The sequence below is a fragment of the Minwuia sp. genome, from assembly GCF_048007105.1.
GTDB lineage: Bacteria > Pseudomonadota > Alphaproteobacteria > Minwuiales > Minwuiaceae > Minwuia.
Genome location: NZ_CP180352.1, coordinates 3,541,734 through 3,565,780, shown reverse-complemented (window position 1 = coordinate 3,565,780; position 24,047 = coordinate 3,541,734). Strand labels below are relative to the sequence as shown.

22 protein-coding genes and 1 pseudogene are annotated in these 24,047 nt (G+C 66.4%); 12 read left to right on the top strand and 11 right to left on the bottom strand.

The annotated features are described in order from the left end of the window. Nucleotides 1-6 precede the first annotated feature (6 nt). The 7 genes from ACMVY4_RS17285 to ACMVY4_RS17255 form a co-directional block, all read right to left on the bottom strand. Nucleotides 7-813 carry an alpha/beta fold hydrolase gene (locus tag ACMVY4_RS17285; RefSeq protein ID WP_416897224.1) on the bottom strand — a complete coding sequence of 269 codons (807 nt, stop codon included), beginning with the start codon at nt 811-813 and terminating at the stop codon, nt 7-9. Then, nucleotides 810-1,667, bottom strand: a complete 858-nt coding sequence (gene panC / locus ACMVY4_RS17280; RefSeq protein ID WP_416897223.1) for a pantoate--beta-alanine ligase — start codon at nt 1,665-1,667, stop codon at nt 810-812. The genes ACMVY4_RS17285 and panC overlap by 4 nt, the downstream gene beginning before the upstream one ends. Before the next feature lie 22 nt (nt 1,668-1,689). Next, entirely contained in the window at nt 1,690-2,163 is a 474-nt protein-coding gene (locus tag ACMVY4_RS17275; RefSeq protein WP_416897222.1) for a bactofilin family protein, read from the bottom strand. Beyond that, the gene (locus tag ACMVY4_RS17270; RefSeq protein ID WP_416897221.1) at nt 2,132-3,706 is read right to left on the bottom strand and encodes a peptidoglycan DD-metalloendopeptidase family protein; all 1,575 of its coding nucleotides are present in this window, start codon (nt 3,704-3,706) and stop codon (nt 2,132-2,134) included. The genes ACMVY4_RS17275 and ACMVY4_RS17270 overlap by 32 nt, the downstream gene beginning before the upstream one ends. Before the next feature lie 192 nt (nt 3,707-3,898). After that, a complete protein-coding gene (locus tag ACMVY4_RS17265) occupies nt 3,899-4,507 on the bottom strand; it encodes a ferritin-like domain-containing protein (RefSeq protein ID WP_416897220.1) in 609 nt (202 codons plus the stop codon). A gap of 187 nt (nt 4,508-4,694) precedes the next feature. Beyond that, nucleotides 4,695-5,162, bottom strand: coding sequence for a peroxiredoxin (locus ACMVY4_RS17260; protein WP_416897219.1), 468 nt, complete (start codon nt 5,160-5,162; stop codon nt 4,695-4,697). A 4-nt stretch (nt 5,163-5,166) separates the two neighbouring features. Continuing rightward, nucleotides 5,167-8,121: a bifunctional [glutamine synthetase] adenylyltransferase/[glutamine synthetase]-adenylyl-L-tyrosine phosphorylase gene (locus ACMVY4_RS17255; protein ID WP_416897218.1), complete on the bottom strand. Its 2,955-nt coding sequence runs from the start codon at nt 8,119-8,121 to the stop codon at nt 5,167-5,169. A 142-nt stretch (nt 8,122-8,263) separates the two neighbouring features. Here ACMVY4_RS17255 and ACMVY4_RS17250 point away from each other — a divergent pair, with 142 nt between their 5' ends. Genes ACMVY4_RS17250 through ACMVY4_RS17235 form a run of 4 tightly spaced genes read left to right on the top strand, consistent with a single transcriptional unit; the run spans nt 8,264 to nt 13,197 of the window. Then, nucleotides 8,264-11,320, top strand: coding sequence for an AsmA-like C-terminal domain-containing protein (locus ACMVY4_RS17250; RefSeq protein WP_416897217.1), 3,057 nt, complete (start codon nt 8,264-8,266; stop codon nt 11,318-11,320). Continuing rightward, complete coding sequence (locus ACMVY4_RS17245; RefSeq protein ID WP_416897216.1) at nt 11,317-12,336, top strand: M24 family metallopeptidase; 1,020 nt, start codon at nt 11,317-11,319, stop codon at nt 12,334-12,336. Before ACMVY4_RS17250 ends, ACMVY4_RS17245 begins: the two co-directional genes overlap by 4 nt. Then, nucleotides 12,230-12,454, top strand: a complete 225-nt coding sequence (locus ACMVY4_RS17240; RefSeq protein WP_416897215.1) for a M24 family metallopeptidase — start codon at nt 12,230-12,232, stop codon at nt 12,452-12,454. The genes ACMVY4_RS17245 and ACMVY4_RS17240 overlap by 107 nt, the downstream gene beginning before the upstream one ends. Continuing rightward, nucleotides 12,451-13,197, top strand: a complete 747-nt coding sequence (locus ACMVY4_RS17235) for an aspartate/glutamate racemase family protein (RefSeq protein WP_416897214.1) — start codon at nt 12,451-12,453, stop codon at nt 13,195-13,197. Before ACMVY4_RS17240 ends, ACMVY4_RS17235 begins: the two co-directional genes overlap by 4 nt. On the opposite strand, the gene ACMVY4_RS17230 is transcribed toward ACMVY4_RS17235, so the two are convergent. Next, complete coding sequence (locus ACMVY4_RS17230; RefSeq protein WP_416897213.1) at nt 13,194-13,967, bottom strand: hypothetical protein; 774 nt, start codon at nt 13,965-13,967, stop codon at nt 13,194-13,196. The genes ACMVY4_RS17235 and ACMVY4_RS17230 overlap by 4 nt on opposite strands. Before the next feature lie 3 nt (nt 13,968-13,970). Here ACMVY4_RS17230 and ACMVY4_RS17225 point away from each other — a divergent pair, with 3 nt between their 5' ends. Next, entirely contained in the window at nt 13,971-14,831 is an 861-nt protein-coding gene (locus ACMVY4_RS17225) for an SDR family oxidoreductase (RefSeq protein WP_416897212.1), read from the top strand. On the opposite strand, the gene ACMVY4_RS17220 is transcribed toward ACMVY4_RS17225, so the two are convergent. Continuing rightward, on the bottom strand, nt 14,823-15,590 hold the full coding sequence (locus ACMVY4_RS17220) for an alpha/beta hydrolase (RefSeq protein ID WP_416897211.1): 768 nt from the start codon (nt 15,588-15,590) through the stop codon (nt 14,823-14,825). The two genes, ACMVY4_RS17225 and ACMVY4_RS17220, sit on opposite strands and share 9 nt — an antisense overlap. Nucleotides 15,591-15,664: 74 nt before the next feature. Here ACMVY4_RS17220 and ACMVY4_RS17215 point away from each other — a divergent pair, with 74 nt between their 5' ends. After that, nucleotides 15,665-16,813, top strand: coding sequence for a glycosyltransferase family 4 protein (locus tag ACMVY4_RS17215; protein ID WP_416897210.1), 1,149 nt, complete (start codon nt 15,665-15,667; stop codon nt 16,811-16,813). Next, the gene (locus tag ACMVY4_RS17210; protein ID WP_416897209.1) at nt 16,810-17,592 is read left to right on the top strand and encodes a 3-hydroxybutyrate dehydrogenase; all 783 of its coding nucleotides are present in this window, start codon (nt 16,810-16,812) and stop codon (nt 17,590-17,592) included. The genes ACMVY4_RS17215 and ACMVY4_RS17210 overlap by 4 nt, the downstream gene beginning before the upstream one ends. A gap of 2 nt (nt 17,593-17,594) precedes the next feature. Here ACMVY4_RS17210 and ACMVY4_RS17205 read toward each other — a convergent pair whose 3' ends face one another. Next, nucleotides 17,595-17,906 (bottom strand): hypothetical protein, encoded by a 312-nt coding sequence (locus ACMVY4_RS17205; RefSeq protein WP_416897208.1) that lies wholly within the window; start codon nt 17,904-17,906, stop codon nt 17,595-17,597. 161 nt (nt 17,907-18,067) lie between these two features. Between ACMVY4_RS17205 and purD the strand changes: the two genes are divergently transcribed. The 5 genes and pseudogenes from purD (at nt 18,068) to ACMVY4_RS17180 (ending at nt 23,463) form a co-directional block, all read left to right on the top strand. Continuing rightward, nucleotides 18,068-19,348 carry a phosphoribosylamine--glycine ligase gene (gene purD, locus ACMVY4_RS17200; protein WP_416897207.1) on the top strand — a complete coding sequence of 427 codons (1,281 nt, stop codon included), beginning with the start codon at nt 18,068-18,070 and terminating at the stop codon, nt 19,346-19,348. A gap of 33 nt (nt 19,349-19,381) precedes the next feature. Then, nucleotides 19,382-20,467 carry a phosphotransferase family protein gene (locus tag ACMVY4_RS17195; RefSeq protein WP_416897206.1) on the top strand — a complete coding sequence of 362 codons (1,086 nt, stop codon included), beginning with the start codon at nt 19,382-19,384 and terminating at the stop codon, nt 20,465-20,467. A gap of 235 nt (nt 20,468-20,702) precedes the next feature. Next, a complete protein-coding gene (locus ACMVY4_RS17190; RefSeq protein ID WP_416897205.1) occupies nt 20,703-21,788 on the top strand; it encodes a hypothetical protein in 1,086 nt (361 codons plus the stop codon). A gap of 69 nt (nt 21,789-21,857) precedes the next feature. Further along, nucleotides 21,858-22,166 (top strand): annotated as a pseudogene (locus ACMVY4_RS17185) (gamma-glutamyltransferase); the annotation flags it as partial. Between the two features lie 79 nt (nt 22,167-22,245). Next, nucleotides 22,246-23,463, top strand: coding sequence for a gamma-glutamyltransferase family protein (locus tag ACMVY4_RS17180; protein ID WP_416900340.1), 1,218 nt, complete (start codon nt 22,246-22,248; stop codon nt 23,461-23,463). Between the two features lie 16 nt (nt 23,464-23,479). Here ACMVY4_RS17180 and ACMVY4_RS17175 read toward each other — a convergent pair whose 3' ends face one another. Beyond that, nucleotides 23,480-23,947: a nuclear transport factor 2 family protein gene (locus ACMVY4_RS17175; protein ID WP_416897204.1), complete on the bottom strand. Its 468-nt coding sequence runs from the start codon at nt 23,945-23,947 to the stop codon at nt 23,480-23,482. Nucleotides 23,948-24,047 lie beyond the last annotated feature (100 nt).

The following is a 24,047-nucleotide window of genomic DNA, read 5'->3' as shown; positions in this document are numbered from 1 at the left end:
GACCGGTCAGGAAACCAGATGGGCGAACGCCGCCGGCGCCTCGATCGGCCCCATGTGCCCGACGCCGGCGATCCGTTCCTCGCGCCAGGCCGTGTTGGCCGAGAGCAGCCGACGGATGACGGCGTGTGCGGTCACCGGCCCGCGCTCCGTCGCGACCAGACGGACAGGGCAGGGGATCGACGAATAGTGCGCGGCCGGGGTCGTTGCGAAGCTGACCGAGGATGTGTCGGCATGGATCTGCGGCGCCATGCGGATGATGGCCGTGCGCATCTTCTCCGGCATCTTGTCCCAGGCCCGCCCGTTCCAGAGCGAGATGAAGTCGCGCACCGCATCCTCGTGACGTCCTTCCGCCATGGCCGGCGCGATTTTCGCCACCGCTTCTGCGTCGGGCGCCAGGGCCGCGGCGTCCTCGGCGTGTTCCCTCAGGACGCCGATGGCGACCGGTTCGACGGCAGTGATGCCGCGGACCGGAAGCGCGCCGCGGGCGGCGACCGTCAGGGCAATGAGGCCGCCCATTGAGTGTCCGAAGAGTTCCACCTCGCCGCCGAGCGCCGCCAGTACGGCCTCGAGGACGGTGCAGTGTCTGGCGATCGACTCGCCGCCACCGGCGATCGCTGTGCCGCCATAGCCGTCGAAGCCCGGAACCCAGACAGTACGGCCGGCTTCTGCCGCAGTCTGTGCGAGGGCGAGCAGCGTGGCGGGGCCGGTACCTGACGCATGCAGCATGACCAGCGGACGTCCGCTGCCATTGCCGAGCCGGAACCCGGCGACGGTTCCGAACTCGCCGTCCAGCCTCAGCGGTTCAGGTGTCATGCAGCCGGGTCGACCGGCACATTGTCGATCAGTCGGGCCTTGCCCAGAAAGACGGCTGCGAAGGCCCGTGCGGGGCGCGTCGGCCGGCGGACCAGTTCGAGTGTCTCGGCGTCGCGGACTTCCAGATAATCGACCTGGCCGAAGCCCTTGCGCTCCAGCGTCGAGCGGCCGCGGCTGATGGCGCGTTCCACGTCGCCGTCGGTGCCGGCAGACTCGGCGATGTCGGTCAGCACGCGGAAGAGCGTCGGCGCAACCTCGCGCTCCGCCTCGGTCAGGTACCAGTTGCGCGAGGACATCGCGAGGCCGTCGCGTTCGCGCACCGTGTCGATGCCGCGGATGGCGACGGGGATGTCGAGATCGCGGACCATCCGGCGCACGACCTGCAATTGCTGGAAGTCCTTGATGCCGAAATAGGCGCGATCGGGCAGGCTTTGCAGCAGCAGCTTCGTCACCACGACCGCGACGCCGGCGAAGTGGCCAGGTCGCGTTGCACCGCACAGGCAGTCGGTGATCCCGCCGACGTCGACCGACGTTGCGAAACCGCCCGGATACATCTCGTCGGCGTCCGGCGCCCACAGCACGTCGACATCGACCGACCTGAGCTTGTCCGCATCGGCAGCTTCGTCCCGCGGGTAGGCTTCCAGGTCCGACTGCTGGTTGAACTGCTTCGGATTGACGAAGATCGAGACGACGGTGCGGTCGTTCTGCGCCTTCGAGTTCCGGACCAGCGACAGATGCCCGTCATGCAGCGCACCCATGGTCGGCACGAGACCGACTGTCTCGCCCTGCCGGCGCCAGCCATTGGTGACCGCGCGCAGTTCGTCCAGCGTGCGGATGATCTTCAGTTCGGTCATGGTGTCTGTCCGGTGACGGTTGTCAGGCGCTGGCGGCGCCGTCCGATCCTGCGCCGCCCTCGTGGGCCTCCAGCCGGGTCGGCCCGCCGGTCTGCAGCAGCTTGGGCAGGGGCGCCGAGGGCAGGGCCCGTGGGTCCTCGACCTTCTTCACCTGACCTTCCAGATGCGCGCCGGCCTCCATCGACAGCGTGCGGTGCAGGACGTCGCCGATCACGCGGGCGGTCTTGGCCAGGTTGACCTCGCTGCCGCGGACGCGGCCCTGGACCTCGCCGCGGATGGTGACGGTGTCGGCGACGATCTCGCCCCTCACGGTGGCGCTCTCGCCGACCATCAGGCTGGCGCATTCGATGTCGCCGGAGATCTGCCCGTCGATCTGGATCTCGCCTTCGCTCTGCAGATCGCCGGTCACCGAGAGGCCTTCGCTGATCAGCGAAGGCGTCGTCGGCGCTTTCGGCCGGACCGGCTTAGCCTCTGGCGTCTTGGACTTTGAAAACATAGCGGCCTGCCTCGAAGAAGTTGGCGGGGTCGACGTTCTTGCCCTCGAACAGCACCTCGTAGTGGACATGACTGCCCGTACTGCGGCCCGAGGTCCCCATCTTGCCGACTTCTTCGTGGAAATTCACCCTCTGACCTTTCTTGACCAGAATCTTGCGCAGATGGCCGTAGCGGGTGACGAAGCCGAAACCGTGATCGATCTCCACCATGCGACCATAGGCGGCCATGGAACCGGCAAAGGTCACGACCCCGCTGGCGGTGGCGAAGACCGGCGTGTTGGACGGCGCGGCGATGTCGACGCCCTTGTGCATCGCCTTGCGGCCGTTGATCGGATCGCGCCGGCGTCCGAAGTGGCTGGAGATGTAGCCGACGGTGGTCGGCCGCGTCAGCGGCAGGTGCGCCATCAGCGTCTGCATGGACTCCCAGTGAAGCAGGTCGAGCTCCAGGCTGCCGACCATGCCTTCGAAGGTGTCCGTGTTCTCGTTCTGGATGTTGTCGTCGAGCGCGACCAGCGGTCCGCCCAGGCCCGAGGTGCGGCGGATGGTGGTGTTGAGCAACTCGTCGATCGGAATGCCGGTCTGGTGCAGCGTCGCTTCAAGGGCGGCGATATTGTTCTGCGCCTTCTCCCGGATCGAACGCAGCAGTTCAAGCTGGGTGGAACGGACCCGGCTCAGCCGCTGCTCCAGCGTGTCAATGGTCCGGGCGAGGTGCTGGCCGCGCTGCTCCGCGACCACCTGGTGCTCGTGGGTCTCAGTCAGCGCGTCGGAGGTGGCGGCCAGCCGGCGGCGCAGCGAACTGTTCGAGCGGTAGGCCTCGTTGAGATCGCTGTTCAGCGCCGCGATCTTCGAGGACAGCCGGCGGATCTCGGTGTTGGCGATGTCGCGGGACTCGGTCAACCGCTCCATTTCGTCATGCTGCTCGTGCAGCTTCTCGCGCACATGCTGGTTCAGGCTTGCCGTGTTCTCGAGGCTGGTTTCCAGGAAGGCCAGCTGGCGCTCCCGCTCGCGGCGTTCGGCCTCGGCGCGTTCCCGGCCTTCGGTCGCGCCGGCAAGAGCCGATCCGGTCTCGGTGAGGCGCTGGCTCAATGTGGCATTGGCGATGTCGCGCTGCGACAGCTGATCGCGCAGCCAGGCGACCTGTTGCTTCAGTTCGGCGCCTTCGTCGTCGGCGTTGCGGTACTCGGCCTCGACGGCCGCCAGACGCGTGCGGGCTGCGATCAGCCGGCTCTCCAGCGCGCCGCGCACGGAGGCCAGTTCCTCCAGTTCGCGGTACTGACGCGAGATTTCCGCTGCGGCGTTGGAATAGAAGGCGCGGGTGGCGGCCAGTTCGCCGTTCAGCCGGGTGCGCTCGCGGCCGAGCTCGGCGACCTGGGTCTCGAGCGACGCGATGGCGTCGCCGCGCTGCTGCATCGAGAGGGTCGCGTAGGTCGCCCAGCCGGCGGTTGCGACAACAAGTACGGCGGCCGAGATCTGCGCCGCACGGGGCAGCCTGAGATAGCGCACGCGCCCGTCGGCGCGGATGAAAAGCTGCCGCTCTCGAAACATATGCAATAGAATCCTACGCAAAGTCAGAGACTTCTGCCCGATTGTTCACCCAAAAACACAGGAAAACGGTCCTTCGATCTTGTCGCGGACCCGCCCCTCACACTGGCGCGGGATAAAACCTGAATCTGGTCACGAATTCAACGATGAATCCGGGCGGATTTGCTTTTTGCATTGATATCAGGCGGATGGAATTCAGTCCGCAAGGGGCTCATACAAGGCTGGTGGCATCTCTGCCATTTCTCGCGCCTCGTGATTGAACGGACGCTTCAGTTTTCCCCTGAAATGGGTGGAGACAAGCTCTCGCCAGTAATCGTCGCGTTCCCTGTTCCGCTGCGCCGCGAAATGGCTGAACCAGCGCGATCCGGTTTCGACATGACCGATCTCGTCGGTGTAGATGCGCTTCAGGACCGCGGCGCTCGCGCCGTCGCCATTTCGCTGGAACCGTTCGATCATTGCCGGGGTCACATCCAGTCCGCGCGCCTCCAGAACCATGTGGGCGACGGCCAGCCGTGCGCAGACGTCGTTCCGGGTCGTCTCGGCGGCCTCCCAGAGGCCGTCATGCGCCGGCAGGTCGCCGTAGGACGCGCCCATGTCCTTCAACCGCGCCTGCAACAGCATGAAGTGCTGCGCCTCGTCATCGGCGACCTTCAGCCAGTCATCGATGAAGCCCGCCCCGCCGTCGGTCCCGAACCGGCCGGCGATGTCGATGGCAAGATCGATGGCGTTGAGTTCGATATGCGCGACGGCGTGGAGCAGCGCGATCCGGTTCTGCAGCGCGCCGGCCTTGCGGCGTTTCGGCATCTCGCGCGGCGCCAGCAGTTCAGGCCGGGCCGGCCGGGCCGGTCGGGCATCTGCGGCGGCGCGGCCTCCGGCGCAAGCGATCCGGAGAGCCAGTCACGCCGCAGTGCGCAGGCCGCCGCGGCCTTGGCTTCCGGATCCGCGGTCAGCAGGACATCGCGCGCACGGGTCTGGACGCCATCCGCCGCCATCAGGCGCGGAGCGCCTCCAGCACCTCCTCCGCGTGGCCGGGGACCTTCACCTTGCGCCAGGCCTTCCGGATCTTGCCGTCGGCGCCGATCAGGAAGGTCGAACGCTCGATCCCCATAGACTTCTTGCCGTACATGTTCTTCTCGACCCAGACGCCATAGGCCTCGCAGACCGCGCCGTCCTCGTCCGAGCCGAGGATCACGTTCAGATCGTGCTTGGCCTTGAACTTGTCGTGCTTGGCGACGGTGTCCTTGGAGACGCCGACGATCACGGCATTGGCGTCCTTGAAGTCCTGCGCCAGACCGGTGAAGGCGATGGCTTCCTTGGTGCAGCCCGGCGTGTCGTCGCGCGGATAGAAGTAGAGCACCACATTCTGCCCCTTGAGACCGGCAAGCGAGACCTTGCCGCCGCCGTCGGTCGGCATGTCGAACGCGGGCGCCTTGTCGCCTTCTTCAGGTTTGCGGCTCATCGGATCACTTTCCTCCGTCTGCGTCGCCGGTCCTGCCGACCAGCTGTTCGAAACAGCCGAGCACGTCCGCCTCGGCATCGATGACAGCCTGCCTTACGTCCTCGAAGCTGTCATGGTTCAGCGTCTCTGCCGCCAGCCGCCGGAAATCGGCGGATGCGGCCTCCTCGTCGAAGCGGTGACTGTGGCACAGCCGGAGCAGCGACTGTGCGCCCTTCAGGTGCCGGTAGGCGTCCGTCAATCGTGTCGCATCGGCCTCGTCCAGGATCGACGCTTCCTTCAGCGCCTCCAGTGCGCGGCTGACATGACCCATGACGATCTCGGGCTGGTGGCAGGCGTTGCACAGGATCAGGAACTGGATCAGGAACTCGATATCGACCAGACCGCCGCGGACATGTTTCAGCTTCCAGATGTCGCCCGTCCGGTGCTGCTGGTCGATGCGCGCCCGCATGTCCAGGACTGCCTTGCGCAATTCCTCCTCGTCCCGGTTCATGCAGACGGCGTCAGCGATCGCCGCCTCGACGCGCCGGCAGAGACCCTCCGGGCCGGCGATCACCCGCGCGCGGGTCGCCGCCATGATTTCCCAGGTCCAGGCGTCCTTCTGCATGTAGTTGGCGTAGGCGGAGAGCGGCACGGCGACAGCGCCCTTGTTGCCCGAGGGGCGCAGCCGCATGTCGACCTCGTAGAGTTGCCCCTCCGCGGTCAGCGAGGTCAGCGCCGAAATGAACCGCTGGCTCAGACGGGTGAAATAGGGACCGGTCTGCAAGGGCGACGGTCCGTCCGAGCTTTTGGCCTCGACGGCATCGTCATAGACGAAGATCAGGTCCAGATCCGAACCGAAGGTCAGTTCGCGCGCGCCAAGCTTGCCCATGGCAATGACGGCCATGCCGCTTTCGGGGACGATCCCGTGCCGGCGTGCAACCTCGTTCTGGACCAGCGGCAGCAGCGCGCGGATCGATGTCTCAGCGGTGGTTGTGAGCGCCGCGCCGACGCGGTCGAAATCCAGCGCCCGAGTCAGCAGGCCGATGCCGACGTCGAAGCGGCGGTCATTCGCGAACCGACGGACGGCGTCGAGATAGCCTTCGTAGTCCTCTTCCTTCGACAGTTCCCGTTCGCACTGCTCCCTGATGTCGTCCGGGTCGTCCGCCGGCGTCTCCCCGGGCTCCAGCAGGGTGTCCAGCAGGCTGACATTGCGGCTCAGCGCATCGGCGAGGGCCGGGGCCGTTCCCATGATGCGGGCCAGCAGCTTCAACAGTTCCTGATTGGCGTTCAGCAGCGACATGAACTGGATGCCGGACGGCAGCCGGCCGAGGAAGCGGTCGAAGTTGATCAGGGCGGCATTCGGGTTTCCGGTCTCCGACAGCGCGGTCAGGATCGCGGGAACCAGATCGGTCAGCAACTGGCGCGCCCGGGTGGTGCGGAGGGCGCGGTGCCGGCCGGAGTGCCAGCTCTTCACCGTCGAGATGACGCTGGAAGGCGATTCGAAACCGAGCCCGGCCAGGGTCTCGACCGTGCCGGGATCGTCGTCTGTGCCGGTGAAGACGAGATTGCCCTGGTCCAGCGCCAGGCTGGGTTCCTCCGAGAACAGGTCGGCGTAGTGCGCGGCGACCTTCTGCATGTGGCCGGTCAGTGCCTCTGCGAAGGCATCGGTCGTCTCGAATCCGCTGAAATGAGCAAGCCGTTCTAGCGCTGCACCGTCGGTCGGCAGTTTCTGGGTCTGCACATCGTCGGTCATCTGCAGCCGATGCTCGATCTGGCGCAGGAAGACATAGGCCGTCTTCAGTTCCTCGCCGGTCTCGGGTTCGACCCGCTCGGTCTCGACCAGAGCGTCGATGGCGTCCAGCGTCCGCGGTTCGCGCAGCCGCGGATCGCGGCCGCCGGCGATCAATTGCTGCGTCTGGGCGAAGAACTCGATCTCGCGGATGCCGCCCCGTCCGACCTTGATGTCGTGCCCCGCGACCGCGATGCGACCGTGGCCCTTGCTGGCGTGGATCTGGCGCTTGATCGACTGGATGTCGGCAATCGCCGCGAAGTCGAGCGAACGTCGCCAGATGAAGGGCTGGATCTCGTCGAGAAACGCCTCGCCGAGGGCAATGTCGCCGGCTGCCGCCCGCGCCTTGATCATGGCCGCCCGTTCCCAGTTCTGGGCGAGTGTCTCGTAGTAGGTGAAAGCGCCCTCGGTGGAGACGGCGAGGGGCGAGACGCTGGGATCGGGACGCAGGCGCAGGTCTGTGCGGAAGACGTAGCCGTCGCCGGTCCGCTCCTGCATCAGCTGCATCATGGCGCGGGTCAGCCGCGAGACATGGTCGCCCAGGCTCCGGCGGCCCTCATAGGGGACCTTGTCCGCGTCGTAGATCACGATCAGGTCGATGTCGCTGGAGTAGTTGACCTCGAAGGCGCCCATCTTGCCCATGGCAAGCACGGCGATGCCGCTGCCGGCCATCGGCGCTTCCGGGTCTGCGACGGTCATCTCCCCCTTGGCCGCCGACTGCGCGACAAGGTGGCCGAAGGCCGTATCGAGGCAGCGCGCGGCGAAGTCGGACAGGCTGCGCGTCACCCAGTCCAGGTCGCACACGCCGCCCAGATCGGCCAGGCCGATCAGCAGCGCGGCGCGCCGTTTCGCGCGCCTCAGGTCGGCGGCGGGACTGCGGCCCGGCGCGTCCGGCGGCGGCGCCTTCGGGCACATCTCCATGATCTCGGCCAGAAGTTCGTCGGGGCCGCGGACCGTCAGCGCGCGCACCAGATCGTGTTCGCGCATCACCAGATTCGTCAGATAGGGACTTCCAGAGAACACCCCTTCCAGCAATGATCGGAGGAAGGCGTGACCGTCCGGCGAGTCGGCATCCGCGATGCCGTCCGCAGACGGCAGCGACCGCCATTTCTCCCAGGCGCGCTCGATGGCGGCCGGGTCGGCGTGAAGCGGGGCGGTTCGTACGAGTTCGGCGAAAGAGGGCACGGTCATCACGCGTTCTGAAGACCAGATCGAAACTGAAGCCGGGCAGGGATCGGGTCAAGCGGGTTCGGAGAGACGGGCGAAACAGCGTCCTCTGGCCCTGGTTCTGCCGCTCTACCTGATCGGTGGTCTGTTCGCGCTGATGTGCCTGGTGGCTGTCGGTGTGGGGTGGCGGCTTTCGGAAGGTCCCGTCAGGGTCGACTTTCTCACCCCTTATCTGCAGCAGGGCCTGTCCGATCTGCCGCCCGAGTGGTCCGTCGGAATCGGTGACAGTTTCATCGACTGGGACGGCGAGGCGCGGGCACTGCGCATCCGCGTCCACGACGTGCGCGTCGTCAATGCCGAGCGCCAGCGCGTGGTGTCCGTGCCCGAAGCGACGGTCGATCTTCGGGGCGATGCGCTGGTCGAGGGACGAATCGAACCTCGGGAAATCGCCGCCGACAATGTTTCGCTGTTGTTGACCCGCGACGAGGACGCGACATGGCGGTTGGGCATGGGGCCGACGCCGGATGCCGAAACGCGTCCTGCCGGCCCCCAGCGGTCCGTGGCCGAGCTGGCGATCGACCTGTTCGGCAAGGGCCGGGGCGCAGCGGATGGCGGAATGCTCGGCCGGCTGGAACGGCTGGTTCTGCGCAACACGCGGATTTCCGTCATCGACAACCTTCGGGACCGGGTGTTCCAGTTCGATGCGCGTCACGTGGCCCTTCGCGCGCGGCCGTCGGGCATCGTCGTGGCCGCAGACACGGCGATCTCGTCCCGGGAGTTCCGCCTCCCGATCACCGCCAATCTGCTCTACCGGCCCGAGGAACGGGCGGCCAGCGGGTCGGTGCGTTTCCACGACCTGCGGCCGGCCGAACTGATCGGCGCATTCCAGGCGCCGGGAATGCTCGCCGGCCTCGATTTTCCGGTCTCGGGAACAGTCGGGTTCAGCGTTTCCGAGAGCGATGGCCTGGAACCGATGCGGTTGGAACTGGCGGCAGCGGAGGGAACCTTCGATCTTCAGGGGCACATGCCGGCGCCATTGCCGGTCCGGTCATTCCTGCTCGACGGCACGCTGGACGCCGGCGGTCGCAAGCTGGTTGTCGACCGGCTGCGGTACGATTCAGGTGAGTTCGTGGCGAATGCCGAAGGCGTTCTGGCCCTGCACGAGGCCGGGCCATCGGTCCATCTCGCCATCCGGTCCGATGCTGCCCCCATCGGCCGTGTGCCTGCCTACTGGCCGCCTGAGCGTGGCCGGCTGGTGCGCAACTGGATTGTCGATCACATCCGGAGCGGCAATGCCACCAATGTGCGCGCCGTTCTCGCGATCGAGCCGGACATGTGGCGGAAGGCCTACCCGCCCGAGGAGGCCTTCCGGATCAGCTTCGATTTCACTGATGGCGATCTCGACGTGGCCGGACCCTTCGACCCCATGACAGCAGCGGCCGGATCGCTGACGGTGACGGGCCGAACGCTGGATATCGGTTTGACATCGGCGTCCATGGGGGCGCTCAGGCTGTCTGACGGCCGCATCTCGATTGCCGATTTCGCCGGGACGCCGCCATGGCTGAAGGCGAACTTCAGATCGCAGGGCACCATTGCCGAGACCGTCGACGCGGTGCTGAGGGGACCGATCGCCGGCGCCGTGCCAGCCGCCGAGACGGCGTTGGGGATCGGCGGGCGCGCCGACGTGGCGGTGAAACTGGAGATTCCGCTCGACGGGCCGGCCTTCGATCACACGGTCTTCGACGCCAGGGCGGTGCTGACGGATGTCGTCGCCGACGGGCTGGCGGCCGATCTCAGCCTCAGGGCCGAGTCCCTGAACCTCGAACTGAACCGCGAACAGGCTGTGCTGGCAGGGCCGGTGACGCTGGGCCGGTCCCGGCTGGCGATCAACTGGACAGAACAGTTCGAGCGTATCGGGCCCTTTCCTCGCCACGTCGCCTTCGAAGGGACCGCCGAGATCGCCGACATCGTTCAGGCCGGCCTACCCATTGGCGAGCGGGCCGGTGGCCGGGTCCAGATGAGCGGCGATCTGCGTTTTTCGGCCATGGACCACTACGAAGCGGTCATCGCGGCCGATCTTGCGGCTACGGAGCTTCGGATACCGGAACTTGGCTGGTCGAAGCCGCCGGGTGCGGCCGGAAGGCTCGGCTTCTCCATGACGAAGCGGCCGGAGGAGTCTGTCCGGCTCGAGGAAATCGCCTTCAGCGCACCGGGACTGGATCTTGCCGGAGATGTCAGCCTGACACCGGGCGGCGACCTCGTCGGCGCCCGGTTCGAACGCGCCGACTTCGGCGAAACGGTCATGTCGCTCGTCGTTCGTCCCGACTCTGAAGCCGGATGGGTGGTGCAGGCGGCCGGCGAGAGTTTTGATCTCCGGCCCTTCAGGGACAGACTGTTCGATGGCGCCTCTGAGCAGGTCCGCCCGGAGAATGCGCGGATCGAGTTCGACCTGCAGCGATTGATCCTCAGCGAAAACACCGACCTGCGCGCGACAGCCGGCCAACTGCTTCTTCGTCAAGGCAATGCCACGGGCGACATGACCGGGCTGCTGAACGGAAAAGCGCCCATGGCGGCGTCCATTGCGCCAACCGGGCGCGGAGCGGATTTCGTCGTCACTGCGGAAGACGGCGGCGCAGTGCTGCAGGCGCTCGGCCTCGGCGATTCGATCCGCAACGGCCGATTGCGCGTCGCCGGCACGCAGTTGAACGAAGGTCCGACGGTCGGCCTTGCGACAATCGACGACTTCACCCTGACCGAGACACCGACATTCGCGAGGCTGCTCAGCCTGGCGTCCTTTACGGGCATTGGCGAAGCGTTGTCGGGGCGCGGCCTTTCCTTCTCCCGTGCCGAACTGCCGTTCCGCTATCTCGACCAGCGCCTCGAAGTGCCGGCGGGACGGATGGCCGGACCGTCGGTCGGGCTGACTGCCGAGGGCTTCTACCGCTTCGACACGGATGAGATCCGGTTCGTCGGCAACCTCATTCCAGCCTATTCGATCTCCCAGGTGCTGGGACAGATTCCGTTGCTCGGCGCCATTCTGGGCGGCGATCAGGGCCTGTTCGGGGTGACCTACGCCATCGAGGGTACGGCCGCGCAGCCGGTGGTGAAGGTGAATCCCCTCTCGGCGCTCGCGCCTGGTATCCTGCGGCGCATGTTTCTGGAGCCGGTAGACGAGGACACCATCAAGGTCCCCGATGTGGGCAACACCGCGGATCAGCGATGACCGCAGCGGATTTCCCGGTTGCGGAGTTCGAACAGCGCACCGCCCGCGCGCAGGCGGCGATGCATGACGCCGGTTTCGATGCATTGTTTCTGACCACCGAGGCGGAGGTCCGTTATTTCACGGGCTTCCGGACCTTGTTCTGGCAGAGCCCGACTCGGCCCTGGTTTCTGGTCGTCCCGGCTGAAGGCAAGCCGGTCGCCGTGGTGCCGGAGATCGGCGGCGCCCTGATGCATTCCACCTGGCTGGACGACGTCCGGACCTGGTCCTCACCTGCAGCCGACGATGACGGGATCGGGCTTCTTGCGGATGTGCTGCGCGATTGCGGGTGCGTCGGCATGCCGAAGGGCCGGGAAAGCGCGTTGCGTATGCCGCTGATCGGCTACGGCCAGCTGCGGGAGCGCCTGCCCGGTGTGGCGTTCGGGGACGCGACGCCGCTGGTCCGGCATCTGCGTATGGTGAAGTCCGAAGCCGAGATCGGCCTGCTTCGCCACATCTGCGGCATTGCCTCCGACGCCTTCGATGCGGCCCCGCACTTGTTTCATCAGGGCCAAAGCCTCGACGAGGCGTTCCGCGCCTTCCGGATCGAGATGCTGCGGCAGGGGGCGGACGACATTCCGTACCTCGTGGGAGGCGCCGGCCCCGGTGGTTATGCCGATGTCATCTCGCCACCGGATGCGACGCCGCTGGCCGAGGGCGATGTGCTGATGCTGGACACCGGCGCGACGTACAAGGGTTACTACTGCGACTTCGACCGCAACTGGGCCTTCGGCAGCGCATCCGACACGGCCAGGCGGGCCTACGAGACCCTCTACCGCGCCACCGACGCCGCCCTCGAGATTGCCCGGCCCGGTGTCCGCGCGAACGAGCTCTGGGCGGCGATGCAGAAGGTGATTGACCAGCCAGGCAGCGATGTCGGCCAGCTACGGCCATGGTCTGGGCATCCAGCTGACCGAGCCGCCGTCGCTGATCCATTTCGACGACACCGTGCTGGAAGCCGATATGGTGATCACTCTTGAGCCGAGCATGTCCGTGGGCGAGGGGCGCATCATGGTGCACGAGGAAAATCTGGTGATGCGGGCCGACGGGCCGGAACTGCTGTCGAGGCGCGCCGCGCCGGAGCTGCCGGTCCTGTGAACGCGCCCCTGACATTCGAGATCGACGGCGGGGCAGGCGGGCGCGCTGCGGTCGGCCTGATCGTGCTGCAGGTCGACGAGACCATGGAGATCGAGTTCCGCAGCATCTTCGAGCGCGCCGGCGTTGCGCTCTACCACTCGCGGATCCCGAGTTCGCCGGAGCTGACCGCGGCGACCATCGCCGAGATGAAGGCCGAACTTCCTCGCGCGGCGAGCCTGCTACCTGTGGCGCGCCCGCTGGATGCGGTCGCCTATGGCTGCACCTCCGGCGCCACCGTGATTGGTCAGGCCGAGGTTGCGAAGGCCGTGCGGCAGCATCACCCCAACTCGCCGGTGACCGATCCGATCACCGCGGTCACGGCCGCGCTCCGCAAGCTCGGATGCCGCCGTATCGGCTTCCTGACGCCCTACGTGGCGCATGTCTCGACGGCAATGCGTGAGCTGTTGGAGGGGGAAGGCTTCGAGATCGCGTCCTATGCGTCCTTCGAGCAGTCGACCGAGGCGACGGTGGCGCGCATCACCGAGGCTTCCGTGCTCGACGCGATGACCGGGGTCGGCAGCACGGCAGAGGCGGACTGCGTCTTCGCCTCCTGCACGAACCTGCGCACCTTCGGCGTGATCGAAGAGGCCGAGGCCCGGCTCGGAAAGCCCGTCATCACAAGCAACCAGGCGCTGGCCTGGCATCTTCTCGAACTCGCCGGGTTGGACGCAACCGGAGCCGGACCCGGCCGTCTGTTCGCCTAGTCGAGTTCCAGCTCTTCCAGATAGAGCCGGGCGTTCTCGGCAATATCCGTGTCGGGATTTTCGTTGATGATGTCGATCAGATCCCGCCGCGCACCGTCCTTGTCGCCGCCGCGGGCCTGGGCGAGCGCCATCTCCATTCGGGCCTGAGGCTGTTCCGGGTCCAGCGCCAGGGCCAGGGCCAGGGCGTCGTCGGATTCGTCCTGACGGTCCATGCGCCGCAGCACCATCGCCTTCAGGGCATAGGCGTCGGCGAGAAGGTCATTGAGCTCGATCGCGAAGTCGATCTCGCGCAGCGCCGGCTTGTATTTCTTCTGCGATGCCAGCACATGCGCCAGATCGAGCCGCAGCCGTGCATCATTGCGTTCCCAGCGTATGGCCTGAGCATAGGCTTCCGCCGCCAGCCTGTCCTTGCGGGCCGCGACCCAGATCGCGGCGGACTGGCCCATGATGCCGGCTGCCGCCCTCGGGTTCTGTGCCTCTATGTCCCGGGCGAGTTCGTCGAGCTGGATGGCGGCCGCCGCCAGTTCGCCGTTGGCCGCATAGGCCAGGGCGGCGCAGTGCCGGGCCGGTTCGCCGCCGCCGAGATCGCGCCATTGCAGCGCCTGATCGAGGGCCAGCTCGGGTTGCGTCTCGACCATTCCGAGGCAGGCGCGATAGTCGGAAACCGCCAGAGCGGGGACGGGGAGGGCGATGGCGACGCCGACGATGATTGTGCGGAGCATCGGGAAGCGATAGCCAAGGCGGAACGGCGCATCAAGCGGAGAAGGCATGTCATGAAGCTCTTCTGTTTCGGACCGGGATTTTCGGCACGGGCACTCATCCGGCTGCTGCCGGACGCCGATGTCGTAGCCACAGGCCGCGATGCGGATGCCCGCGCGAGGCTGGAAGCCGATGGAATCAGGGCGGTCGAATTCGATGGAACCGCCCCCTTGCCCGATGGCGCGCTGGACGGCGTCACCCATGTTCTCGCCTCGATCCCGCCCGGCGACGAGGGCGATCCGGTGGCCCGATGCTGTGGCGAGCAACTGCGCGCCTGCAAGTCGCTGGAATGGGTCGGCTATCTCTCGACCACGGGTGTCTATGGCGACAGGCAGGGCGGCTGGGTCGATGAGACTGCCGATCTCAGGCCCGCCGGCCAGCGCGGCGAACGGCGCGTGCAGGCGGAACGCGACTGGCTTTTGCTCTTCGGCGGCGCGGACCGTCCCGCGGTCACAATATTCCGGCTCGCAGGAATCTACGGGCCTGGCAGAAGTCAGTTCAACGCCCTGCGCGAGGGAACCTCTCGGCGGCTGGTGAAGCCGGGGCAGGTGTTCTCGCGCATTCATGTCGACGATATCGGCGCGGTGCTGAAGGCCTCGATCGAGCAGCCCCGGCCGGGCGGCGTCTACAATGTCTGCGACGACGAACCTGCACCGCCGCAGGACGTCGTGACCCACGCGGCGGAGCTTCTGGGGATCGAACCGCCCCCGGAAGTCGCCTTCGAGGATGCGGATCTCAGCCCGATGGCGCGCAGCTTCTATGGCGAGAGCAAGCGCTGCCGCAACGATCTGATAAAGCGTGAACTGGGCGTGAGGCTGGCCTATCCCGACTACCGGGCTGGGTTGAAGGCGGTGCTGGCGGCGGAGTCAGGCTGACAGGCGCGCGGTCAGTTCGTCGACCGTGCGGCAGAGCAACTCCAGGTCGTCAGGCTCTGACAGGCGATGATCGCCGGATTTCGAGAAGAAGATGCGCACGTCGTCGCTGCGGAGATGCTCCGCGATCTCCAGCGAACGCCGCCACGGCACATCCGGATCTTGCATGCCGTGCAGCAGACGGACCGGGATATCCAGTTCGATCGCCTCGCCCGTGAGCACGAAGTTCGCTTTGCCGTCGTCCAGCAGATGCTTCGTGACGACATAGCCCGCCGGATCGTACTCGGAATGGATGCGTACCAATCCGTTCGTCGTGACCTCGTGCTGCTGCTCCGGCGTGAGACCATCCCACATGCCGGGCGTGAAGTCGGGCGCCGCGGCAATGCCAACCAGCGCCGACACGCGCTCGCGATGGCTCAGCGCCAGCTTGAGCGAGACCCAGCCGCCCATCGATGAACCGACCACGATCTGCGGACCGTCGGTCAGCGCGGTCAGCACGGCCGCTGCATCGTCGGCCCAGCGGCTGATGCAGCCCTTGGCCGCGAAATCGCCGCTGCTCTGGCCGTGCCCCAGATAGTCGAAGCGGAGGAAGGCCTGGCCGCGCGCCCGGCAGTGCTCTTCCAGCGCCGTGGCCTTGCTGCCGGTCATGTCCGACATGAAACCGCCGCAGAAGATGACGCCGGGCGAATTTCCTTCCGTCTTGTGATAGGCGATGCTCTCGCCGTCCGGGCGTTCGAGGATGCTCGGCTGGGTCTGGTTCATCGGTTGCTTCCCAAAGGATGGTCTCGGGTGGCCGCAAGGAAGCATGTCGAAGGTTGGGGAACAAGCGGACGCCGATGTCTGAGTTTCGTCACACTGTCCTGCAGGTGCTGCCGCAGATGGAGACCGGCGGCGTCGAGCGCGGTACCGTGGAGATCGCGGCGGCGCTGACGCGAGCAGGCCACCGCGCACTTGTGGCTGCCTCGGCCGGCAGCATGCTGCGCGATCTGGACAAGGCGGGCGCCGAGTACTTCCGCCTGCCGCTCAGGCGAAAGCGGCCGCTCACGGTGTGGCGCAACATCGGCCGGCTTCAGCATCTGATCGAACAGGAGCGGGTCGATCTGGTGCATGCGCGGTCGCGCGCGCCGGCCTGGAGCGCACTCTACGCGGCGCGGCGGACCGGCCGCCCGTTCGTGACCACGATCCATGGCGCTTATGGCGCGTCCAGCGGCGTCAAACGCGCCTACAACAGCGTGATGATGCGGGGCGATCTGGTCATCGCCATCTCCGAGTTCCTCCGCGATCACGCGCTGGCCACCTACCGCGGCATCGACGAAGCGAAGATCCGGGTCATCCCGCGCGGCGTCGACATGGCGCAGTATCAGCCCGGCGACGTCACCCATGCGCGCATGATCCAGCTCTCGCAGGCCTGGGCGCTGCCGGACGGCGCGCCGGTCGTGCTGCTGCCCGGCCGTCTGACGCGTCTGAAGGGCCAGCCCGTGGCTATCGAGGCCCTGGCGCGTTCGGCGCACGGCGATGCGGTTCTGGTCTTTGTCGGCGGCGATGCCGGCCGCGAGAGCTTCAAGGCCGAACTTCTCAAACTCGCCGAACAGGCCGGGGTCGGCGACCGGATCCGGTTCGCCGGTCTCTGCCGCGACATGCCGGCGGCCTACTCGCTTTCCAGCGTCGTGTTGTCGGCATCGGTCAAACCGGAGGGTTTCGGGCGCACAGCGGTCGAGGCGCAGGCCATGGGCCGCCCGGTCGTGGTCAGCGATCATGGCGGCGTTCGGGAAACGGTCGTGCAGGGCGAGACCGGCTGGCGGGTGCCGCCGGGCGATGCGCCGGCACTGGCTGCGGCCATCGATGAAGCGCTGGCGCTGGACGCCGGCGCCAGGCGAGGGCTTGCGGAGCGCGCGATGGCGCATGTCAGGGACCACTTCACGCTGGAGCTGATGCAGCAGCGGACCCTGGCGGTCTACGACGAATTGCTGGAGGGAGGACGATGACAGAGCGGAAAACGGCGCTGGTGACCGGATCGACCAGCGGCATTGGCCTGGGCGTTGCCAAGGCGCTTGCCGCCAGCGGCGCGAATGTGGTGATGAACGGCCGCCGGCCGGCCGACGAGGTCCAGGGCCTGCTGGCCGAGGTCGCCGGCGCCACCGGCGCAGCCGTGACCTATGCGAATGCCGACATGACATCGCCTGCGGAGATCGAGGCGATGATGGCGCAGGCGGTCGATACCTTCGGCGCCGTCGACATTCTGGTGAACAATGCCGGCATCCAGCACGTGGCCCCGGTCGATGAGTTTCCGCCGGAGAAATGGGATGCGGTCATCGCCACCAACCTGAACTCGGCCTTCCATTGCACCAGGCTTGCGCTGCCGGGGATGAAGAAGAAGGGCTGGGGGCGGGTGGTCAACATCGCCTCGGCGCACAGCCTCGTCGCCTCGCCCTTCAAGTCGGCCTATGTCAGCGCCAAGCACGGTCTGCTGGGTTTCACGAAGACCGTGGCGCTGGAAGTGGCGGCGCAGGGCATCACCTGCAACGCCATCTGCCCCGGCTATGTCCTGACACCGCTGGTGGAGAAGCAGATCCCCGCCACGGCGAAGGCCCGGGGCATCACCGAGGAGGAGGTGATCAACGACGTCATGCTGGCGCCGCAGTCGACGAAGAAGTTCGTGACGGTGGAGGAGATCGCGGATTTGACCGTGTTCCTGTGCTCTGCCGCCGGGGCGTCGATGACCGGGACGGCGCTGCCGGTCGACGGTGGCTGGACCGCGCACTAGGCCTAGCTGAACATCCGCTTCTGACGGCGGCGGCGGGCCAGCACCACGATGATCAGACCGAGCACGACGAGCGGCAGCCATGCAGGCGCTTCGAAGACGCTCTGCACCAGCGGATCCCAGAGGAACGGATGCACGTAGCGCTGCAGGCCGTTCTGTATGGCCAGGATGCTCTCGGCGCCGAAGAGTTCGAACCAGCGCTTGCCCAGAGAGATCGGCGTCCACGAGCCGGCTTCGAGCGATGCGTAGATTTCCGCGCCGAGCGCCACAAGCCCCGCCAGCAGGATCAGATATCCGATGATCCGCACAACGATCATGCGTGGCGACCTTTCCAAGGGGCGAGGATCGATTCGACTTATTCAGAGTTGCAAGCGGCTTGCAGCCCTGTCAACGGGCGGGCCGGTCAGGGCGGTCTTGCCAGCAGCGCGGGAACGGCTATGACTGGCCGCCGCGGCACCGAGGGAGTCAGGGGACGGACATGAATGTACTGGTCATCGGATCGGGCGGGCGAGAGCACGCATTGTGCTGGAAGCTCGCGGCCTCGCCCATACTGACCAGTCTCTACTGCGCGCCGGGCAATGGCGGGATTGCCGACGAAGCCGAGTGCATCGCTCTGGACGTCGGCGACCACGGCGCGGTGATCGCGTTCTGCAAGGAGCGGAAGATCGACCTGGTCGTGGTCGGGCCGGAGGAGCCCCTGGTCAAGGGCATGGTCGACAGCCTCGAAGCCGAAGGCATCAGGGCGTTCGGGCCGTCGGCGGCGGCATCGCAGCTGGAAGCTTCCAAGGGCTTCACCAAGGACCTCTGCCGCCGCCATGACATTCCGACCGGCGCCTATGAACGCTTCACCGAAGCCGAAGCCGCGAGGGCCTATGTCCGCGCGCAGGGCGCCCCCATCGTGGTGAAGGCCGACGGGCTGGCCGCGGGCAAGGGAGTCACCGTCGCGATGACCGAGTACGAGGCCATCGCCGCCATCGACGAGGCCTTCGGCGGCCGTTTCGGCGACGCCGGGGCCGAGATCGTCGTGGAGGAATTTCTGGAGGGCGAGGAGGCGAGCTTCTTTGTCCTGACCGACGGCAAGACCGTTCTGCCGCTGGCGACGGCGCAGGATCACAAGCCGGTCGGGGACGGCGACACCGGCCCGAACACCGGCGGCATGGGCGCCTATTCGCCGGCCCCGGTGATGACGGACGCGATGTGCCGGCGTGCGTTGAAGGAGATTGTCGAGCCGACGGTCAACGGTCTCGCATCGGAAGGGATGCCGTTCCGCGGCATCCTCTATGCGGGGCTGATGATCACGGCCGAAGGGCCGAAGCTGATCGAGTACAACATCCGCTTCGGCGATCCGGAATGCCAGGTGCTGATGGTGCGGATGAAGTCCGACCTGCTGCTGGCCATCCTGGCCTGCATGGATGGCGTGCTGGAGAAGTTCGATCTGCGCTGGTACGACGATCCGGCCATGGTGGTTGTCATGGCGGCGCAGGGCTATCCGGGCACCGTCGAAAAAGGCAGCGAGATCCGCGGCCTCGCCGACGCCTGGGCCGTGGACGGGGTCACCGTCTTCCATGCGGGCACGAAACGCGATGGCGACCGGGTGCTGGCGAATGGCGGCCGGGTGCTGGGCGTGACGGCGAGCGGCGCTTCGGTGACCGAGGCCCAGAAGCGCGCCTACAGCGCGGTCGACCGCATCGACTGGCCCGAAGGCTTCTGCCGGCGCGACATCGGCTGGCGCGCCGTCGAGCGGGAAGCTAAGACTTGAACATGCAATCGGCGTCCGGGGAGGGATGAAGCGATGAATGAAATGAGCGAGATGAGCGAGCTGTTCTCGGGCACCAAGGAGGTGGACGAGCGTTTCAGTTTCGACGAGGGCGCGCTGGAAGCCTACATGCGCGAGAATGTCGAGGGCTTCAAAGGCGATCTGCAGGTCCGCCAGTTCAAGGGCGGCCAGTCGAACCCGACCTATGCGCTGCGCTCCTCGACCGGCAAGGAATACGTGCTGCGCCGCAAGCCGCCCGGAAAGCTGCTGCCGTCGGCGCATGCCGTCGACCGCGAGTACAAAGTGCTGACCGCGCTGGGCAACCACTCGGACGTGCCGGTCGCGAAGACCTGGTGCCTCTGTGAGGACGAGAGCGTCATCGGCACCATCTTCTACGTCATGGATCTCGTCGATGGCCGGGTGATCTGGGACCAGACCCTGCCGGACATCGAGAAGTCCGAACGGCACAAGTATTTCGACGCCATGAACGATGTCGTCGCCCGGCTGCACAATGTCGACTACCAGGCCGCCGGCCTCGAGGATTTCGGCAAGCCCGGCAACTACGTCCTGCGGCAGGTCAGCCGCTGGTCCAAGCAGTACAAGCTCTCCGAGACCGACAAGATCGAGGAGATGGACCGGCTGATGGAATGGCTGCCGGAGAATGTGCCGGACGCCAACTCCACCACCGTCATTCACGGCGACTACCGGATGGACAACATGATCTTCCATCCGACGAAGCCGGAAGTTGTCGCGGTGCTGGACTGGGAACTCTCGACGCTGGGCGATCCGCTGGCCGACTTCGCCTATCACGTGATGAGCTGGCGCCTGCCCAACAGCCTGTTCCGCGGCATTGGCGGCGAGGATCTCGATGCGCTGGGGATCCAGCACGAGGACGAGTACGTGCAGGCTTACTGCAAGCGGACCGGCCGCGACGGCATCGAGAACTGGGACTACTACCTAGCCTACAACATGTTCCGCATCGCGGCGATCCTGCAGGGCATTGCCGGCCGCGTCCGCGACGGCACCGCGGCCTCCGAGCACGCCAAGGGCCAGGTCGACCGCATCCGCCCGCTGGCCCAGTACGCCTGGGCGCAGGCCGAGAAGGTCATGAAGGCGGGCTGACATCCGGCCTGCCGGCCTCTCGGCAGATGGCATCACATCAGTATTGAGCGGCGCGCTCGCGCCGGACGGATGAGTTGCCCGACGGCGCAAGCGGCAGCAGCAACATGCACAACATGGCCTTGTGCTCCTGAGTAATCCAGGCTATTGCGTTATGTTATAAAGTTACGGAAGAGGCCGTGCGTGACGTCAGGCGCGAATGGTTGCTCTCCGACGTAGCCTGTATGGAGCCAAGAACATGAAGAACCTGAACCTGGTGCTGGCGGTTGCGGCCGGTTTCACCATTGCTCTTGTGGCGGCGAACGGCGTTGCGGCCGACGATGCCTATCCGAAACTCTCCGGCGAGGTCGGGATCGAGGTCCAGAACGACTACACGTTCGATTCGGACGACCCGGCCGCCGAGCAGAACGAACTCGGCGCGACGATCGAGCCGGCCGTGACGCTGCAGTTCTCCGAGACGGTTTCGCTCAATACCGAACTGACCCTCGAAGCGCAGCGCGATCCGGGGCCGAAGGAAGACCGGGTGTTTCAGGACCACGGCCTGGCCGTTTCGGTTCTGACCCTCAACTATGATGGCGAGCGTTTCGGTGTGTATGGCGGCAAGTTCGGCCCGAACTTCGCCCTGGCATGGGATGCCGCGGCCGGCCTCTATGGCACCGACGTGGCCGAGGATCTCGAGCTTGCGGATTTCCTGGGCGCCGGCGGCTATGTGAACTTTGGCGATACGGCACTCGGTTCGCTGGTGGGTTCCGCGAGCGTGTTCTTCACCGACACGACGATCCTGAGCGAAAGCTTCATCACCAATCGTGGCCGGACGCGGCAGGCCGCGGGCGAACCCGGCAACACCGAATCGCCGGAGTCGTTCGCGCTGGCGCTTGATGGCGAGGCGGTGCCGGGGCTGGACGGCTTCGGATACCACGTCGGCTACGCCCTGCTTTCGGCGGACAACGCGTCGACAGAGCACCGCTTTGCGTTTGCCGGCTATTGGGAGCTGGAACTGGAGAATGGCGTCACTCTCGTCCCGTTGCTGGAGTATGCGAGGATCGAGAACGCCGATTCCAACGCGAACGAGTCGCGCAGCTACGTTACCGGGTCGCTCGGTGCCGAATGGGGCAACTGGAACGCGGCACTGGCCTATACGGGCAAGATCGTGACGATCTCCGGCAACGGCAATGGCGACAGCTATGACGATCAGATCGGCGTGTCCTTTGGTTACGCCTGGGACAACGGCATCGGCCTGGATGTCGGCTACAAGCACAACCGCACCGCCGGCATCGCCACGCAGACCGTCGGCGCGTTGTTGAGCTACGGCTTCGAGTTCTGAGCGACCGGACCATTTGCGGGCGGATACCGTTGCTCTAGGGTCTCCTGACAAGGGTCGGGGAGGCATGACATGACCGAGGGAATGGTATCCGCGCCGCAGCCGGAAGCGGTCGAGGCGGGGCTCGACATCCTCCGTGGCGGCGGCAATGTCGTCGATGCTGCCATCGGTGCGGGCCTGGTGCAGACGGTGGTCGATCCGCAAATGTGCGGTATCGCCGGCTTCGGCAGCTGCCACATCCGCCTGGCCGACGGAACCCACACGCTGATCGACTTCCATGGCCGGGCGCCGCTGGCGACGAAGCCGGACATGTGGGAACACCTGATCGAGGGCGAGTGCGAAGACGGCTTCGGCTTCGTGCTGAAGGGGCGGGTCAACGAGGTCGGCTACCAGTGCATGACCACGCCGATGACGATCAAGGCCTTCGACGAGGTGCTCGGCCGGCTTCGGCACGCATTCCCTGGCGAAGACCCTGGAGCCCGCCATCGCCTATTGCGAGGACGGCTTCGCGATCCGGCCCCATGTGTGGAACTTCTGGAACACGCCGGAGATCGCCGGGCGCATGGCCCGCTATCAGGGCATGACGCAGGACCCTTCGGTGGCGAAGATCTACACGAAGGACGGCAAGACGCTGCTCGGCATCGGCGACATCCTGCGCAACTCGGACATGGGCCGGACCTATCGCCGGATCGCCGAGCACGGTGTCGAGGACTTCTATTCGGGCGCGATCGCGCGTCAGATCGCCGACGACATGGCGGCGAACGGCGGGCTGATCACAATGGAAGACCTCGCGGCCTGCAGGACCGTCGAGACCGAGCCGCTCTGGATCGACTATCGCGGCTATCGCATCGCCACCAACCAGCCGCCGGGCGGCGGGCTGGTCATCGCGGTGATGCTGAAGATCCTGGAACAATTCGACCTGGCCGCGATGGGCCACAACTCGCCTGACTACATCGCCACCGTGTCCGAGGCGATGAAGATCGCCACGGTCGACAAGGACACCCGGATGGGCGATCCGGCCTTCTTCGACATCCCCTTCGACGAGTTGCTGTCGGAGGATTACGCGAAAGCCTGCGCCGAGCGGATCCGCCGGGGCGAGAAGATGGACGTGCCGCGGCTCAACAGCGGCGCCGATCCGAAAGAGACGACGCATATCTGCGTCGCGGACACGGACGGCAATTGCGTGACCATGACCCATTCGCTGGGCTCGTCGGGCGGCGTCATCACCGAGGGCCTGGGCTTCATGTACAACAACTGCATGATGGTCTTCGATCCGCGGCCCGGTCACGCCGGCTCGCTGGCGCCGGGCAAGGCGCGGTTTACGGCGCTGTCGCCGACCATCGTCTTCCGCGATGACAAGCCGTTCCTGCTGGTCGGCGCGCCAGGCGGCACGACGATCACCATGGGCAACCTGCAGGCGATCCTGAACGTCATCGATTTCGACATGGACGCGCAGCAGGCCGTGTTCGCGCCGCGTTTCACCACGACGTCGAACACCATCGAGCTGACCAACCGCATCCCGCGCTCGGCCGAGCGGGAGCTGCAGCGCCGCGGCTACCCGACGAAGCGGCACCCCTACAGCTACATGATGCCCATCGTGCACGCGATCCGGCTGGTCGACGGCCGGCTGGACGGTGGCGCCGATCCGTCGGGCGACGGGATGGCGATGGGCACCTGACGGCACCGGGCAGGGATCAGCCCCTGGCGTTCCGGGCCTCCCGCATGATGTATCGGTTGCCGGTTTCCCAGGTCACGACCAGCTTGTAGCGCCGGATCCGCCATCCTTCGTCGGTCTTCCTGAGATCGATCTCGTAGTGGCCGCCGATGACGTAGTCGGTATCCGCCTTCGCGCCGTTGTAGCGGTGCATGGCCTGCAGATAGGCGGTCATGTGGGCGGTGTCGCCGTCGATCCGGTGCCGGTGGTTGCCGAGCAGGTGCTGGGTCGCATCCAGATTGCCGACCGTCTTGCGGACGGTGTCTACCCATTCGGCGCGTGACACGATGACGTGCTTGCCGCCGAAGCCGGTGAAGTCGGCCTCCACATCGGTGTCGAAGACCTGGTGCAACTGATCGAAATCCTTGGTGTCGATCGCCCAGGCATAGAGATTGATCACATCGCTGATCGCGAGCCGCTCGGCCGCGTCGGCCAGACTGTCTTGCATGTCCTGTTCCTCCCCGTGGACGCGGCATCGTAGCACCGACAGGGCGATTGCACCGCATCTGCCGCTCCCCTACAACGCCGGGGTCACACCCTGCCACGCT